Annotated in this window: 4 protein-coding genes; 2 read left to right on the forward strand and 2 right to left on the reverse strand. The window is 41.5% G+C overall.

All coding sequences use genetic code 11. From position 1 onward, the window contains the following. A partial coding sequence (locus DPO_RS23400) for an aldehyde dehydrogenase family protein (RefSeq protein ID WP_051069434.1) occupies window positions 1–994 on the reverse strand: 994 nt, incomplete at its 3' end. Between the two features lie 258 nt (window positions 995–1,252). Between DPO_RS23400 and DPO_RS23405 the strand changes: the two genes are divergently transcribed. Both DPO_RS23405 and DPO_RS23410 read left to right on the forward strand, forming a co-directional pair. Next, complete coding sequence (locus DPO_RS23405; protein ID WP_006968865.1) at window positions 1,253–1,477, forward strand: AbrB/MazE/SpoVT family DNA-binding domain-containing protein; 225 nt, start codon at window positions 1,253–1,255, stop codon at window positions 1,475–1,477. Further along, window positions 1,477–1,665: a PIN domain-containing protein gene (locus DPO_RS23410; RefSeq protein ID WP_006968866.1), complete on the forward strand. Its 189-nt coding sequence runs from the start codon at window positions 1,477–1,479 to the stop codon at window positions 1,663–1,665. Before DPO_RS23405 ends, DPO_RS23410 begins: the two co-directional genes overlap by 1 nt. Window positions 1,666–1,803: 138 nt before the next feature. Here the strand turns inward: DPO_RS23410 and DPO_RS25630 are convergent. Continuing rightward, window positions 1,804–3,250: hypothetical protein (locus tag DPO_RS25630; RefSeq protein WP_040012322.1), on the reverse strand; the 1,447-nt coding region annotated here is incomplete at its 5' end.

Consider the following 3,250-nt stretch of genomic DNA (forward strand, 5'->3'; position numbering starts at 1 on the left):
AAATTTTTTTGTGTTCCAGAATGGCTTCCGGCCCGTCCAGCAAAGAGATCATCCGGCCGCCATTTTCTCTGGCATCCGCAAGCGTATCCATAAGCCGGTCGAATGCCTGTTGATCGATGATGGCGGTATAGTCGGGAGAGGCAATGTCCGGATAAAGCTCCTGGGCCACTTTACTGGCCGTTTGAATGAACCGGTCTATTTTGTTTTCCGGAACAAAGATGTAATCCGGTGCAATGCAGGTCTGGCCGGCGTTCATGAGTTTTGCGAACAGGATGCGCCTCACTGCGGTTGTCATATCAAAATCATCGGCCAGGATTACCGGGGACTTGCCCCCCAGTTCCAGGGTGACCGGGACCAGATTTTGGGCCGCAGTCTGCATCACGGTTTTTCCTGTCCGGGGAGATCCGGTGAAAACCAGGTGGTTGAAGGACAGTGCGGAAAAAATGGAAGCAGATACCCCGGGCAGAAAACGGATGTACTCCGAACCTATTTTGGAGGAAAACAGGTCCTGAAGCAGGCGGCACAGATGTTGAGACTGGGCCGCCTGTTTCACCATGACTCGGTTGCCGGCGGCCAGGGCGCTGGTCATGGGGCTGACCGCCAGAAACAGCGGGTAATTCCAGGGGGTGATGATGCCCACCACGCCCTTGGCCTGGGGAATAACCCGGTTCCTGCCGCCCCAAAAAATCATGGAAACGTCACGGCGCTGGGGCTTCATCCATTTTTTAAGCCGTTTGCGGGTATATCTCAGGCCCATCAGGCAGGGGGATATTTCAAGGATCCGGGTTTCGTGAAAGGACCGGTTTCCGAAATCAGCTTGGATGGCCTTGCAGATGGCCTGATCGTTTTCCTTCAGAATTTCTTCGATGGTGTTGAGAAGATTCAGCCGTGTTTTCAAAGGAATAAACGGTTTCTCCAGGCAGGCTCGGGTCTGACGGGTAAATATTCCAAGGGCTTCGATATCTGGTTCAAGGATGGATGGATGCGATATCATGGTGATGACGTCCTTTGGAAACTCTATAGGTTATTGGTAACTGATGTATGGTACCTGGCAACAAAAAATAGATCAATACCAGGAAAAAAAAACGGTGACTATGATTAATGGAATGGCAGCGTGATCGGTTCTTTGAAATGTTACAGTTGAAAACGAAGTGGCCCTGGAGTGGCAACGCCGGCAAAAGATCGATGTCGCTTGACAATGTCCCGGAAAAGTAATACTAATGAAAGTATTACAACCTACTGGAGGTGGACCATGCGTGTGACGATAAAAGGACAGGTCACGATCCCCCGGCATATCCGTGAAAAACTGGGAATTCTTCCTGCCACGGAAATCGCATTTGTTGAGGAAAAAGACCGTGTCTATATTGTAAAAAAGAAAGATCCGGGAAATCGAAATAATCCATTTCGAAAACTCAGGGGTGTGGCAACTGTCAGAATGACAACCGATGAAATAATGGCCTTGACAAGGAAGGATTGATGGACGGCATTCTGGTTGATTCCAATATTATTCTGGACGTTTTTCTTGATGATCCCAATTGGGCAGATTGGTCGGAATCCAAACTTCTGGAATTCAGCTCCATGAAAAAATTATTCATTAATCCAATTATATATATACTTTATCAGAAACAAGCCCAGAGTACAAGCACTAATTTTGGTTTTTTCTAACAAGCAATATAGCCCATGATGCTTTATTATCAGTATTTTTGTCATTTTTTGTTTCTTATCGGTCAAAACGAGAATGAGTAAAGAAATCATAAGGATATGATCAAGTATGGCATTCTGATGGCTTGTAACCGATTGATATTATTGAATCCAACTGAATTTTGTGACTATAGCATTATATCTATCAATCAAATAATCTATGAACACACTATTCCTTTCAAGCCTGAACCTTAAACGATTGAGCCTTTCTCCTGAATCTTCACTATCATTGGCATGCTTTGAAAGTTTTTTGATAGTTTCAAAATATTCTTTATTTTCAATGGGTGTATCAAAGAGTATGGATTCTATATAGGCCGATTCATAGACAAGTTTTTCCAAATAATAAAGTGATGCGCTTGTAGCACGAATATAATTACTATTAGAAATGTCTTCTCTTATTTGAGTCTCTGTCTGTAATAGTCGCCTTTTTATTAGTAAAGTAATAATTGATGTTGTAGTTTCAGGCAAAAGACCCAAAATTTCACAATCTTTTATAACCGAGTGAATTGGAACAAATCCATGCCCAATTTCTGATTCTGACATTTTATCTCGATCTCGTAGAACTCTACCAATTACGGTTATTCTATTAAAATGATTGGCATCTCCTCGTCCATCTATTGAAAAAATGTTTAGAATATCACTCGCACTTTCAGAAAAATATTCCCTATCACACAGCATAATGGCTGTAACAAATTCATGAAAACCAATAAAAAGATCCATGTTTTTTCTGACGGCGCGAAGGAGGGAATTAACATTTGTATGCCCTGAATACATAAATCTTGCAAAAAAATCTAAAGGTCGACGAACTTCCCCAGGGCATAAGTATTCTGCGAATTCTATAAATCGTTTATCTTCTCCTAAAACTGTTTTAGCTAAAAGGGAAACAACTTCGTCAATCTCTTTCGGAGTTAATTTGTGTGAGTTCCCCCCTTGACCAAGTAATCTTTGATCACAAATAAGTTTTTTGGCATATTTGAATCGTTTGGCTATTATTTGTTCTAAACGAGGGGCTTGAACGTGGTATGAAATAGAGTGGAAAGCGCTCAAAGCTCCAAAGTCTCTATTTTTCCAATAACTTTCTTCCCTCAAGGAAATCAAACATGAACAATTTAGAGATTGGGCCATCTTTTGAGCAACCAAAAAAACATCATTTTGAATAGTTGAATCGTGTTGGTCAGCATTATCAAAGACTAAAAAAGGCCTTCGACCATATTTTTTTGATGCTGCTTGTAAGGTTCGTATTGAGTGATCACTGGTATTTTCATAAAGGGTCATAATCCTCTCTGAAAATTTCTCCTCAAATTTGGCTTTATCTTTTTTCCAAATCGGGGATAATACACCTCTTCTCAACCTCTCATATTCTTTATGGTAGATCTGTTTAAGCATTTCCCATGAGTCGATATCGACGGATGGATGTTCTTTCTCTAAAGACTCTAAGATTTGTTCGGCAACCCATGGCAATAGTTTTTCACCGGTCCCGCTATAGAGATTAAAATTAACATACGCCCATAGGCAATGTTCATCAATTTGCTCTTTCGCTAAAATTTTA

The sequence above is a fragment of the Desulfotignum phosphitoxidans DSM 13687 genome (assembly GCF_000350545.1).
Lineage (GTDB): Bacteria > Desulfobacterota > Desulfobacteria > Desulfobacterales > Desulfobacteraceae > Desulfotignum > Desulfotignum phosphitoxidans.

Excerpts from the sequence above, each read along its gene's own strand:
- DPO_RS23405 (WP_006968865.1), top strand. The coding sequence starts at position 1,253 with ATGCGTGTGACGATAAAAGGACAGGTCACGATCCCCCGGCATATCCGT.
- DPO_RS23410 (WP_006968866.1), top strand. The coding sequence starts at position 1,477 with ATGGACGGCATTCTGGTTGATTCCAATATTATTCTGGACGTTTTTCTT.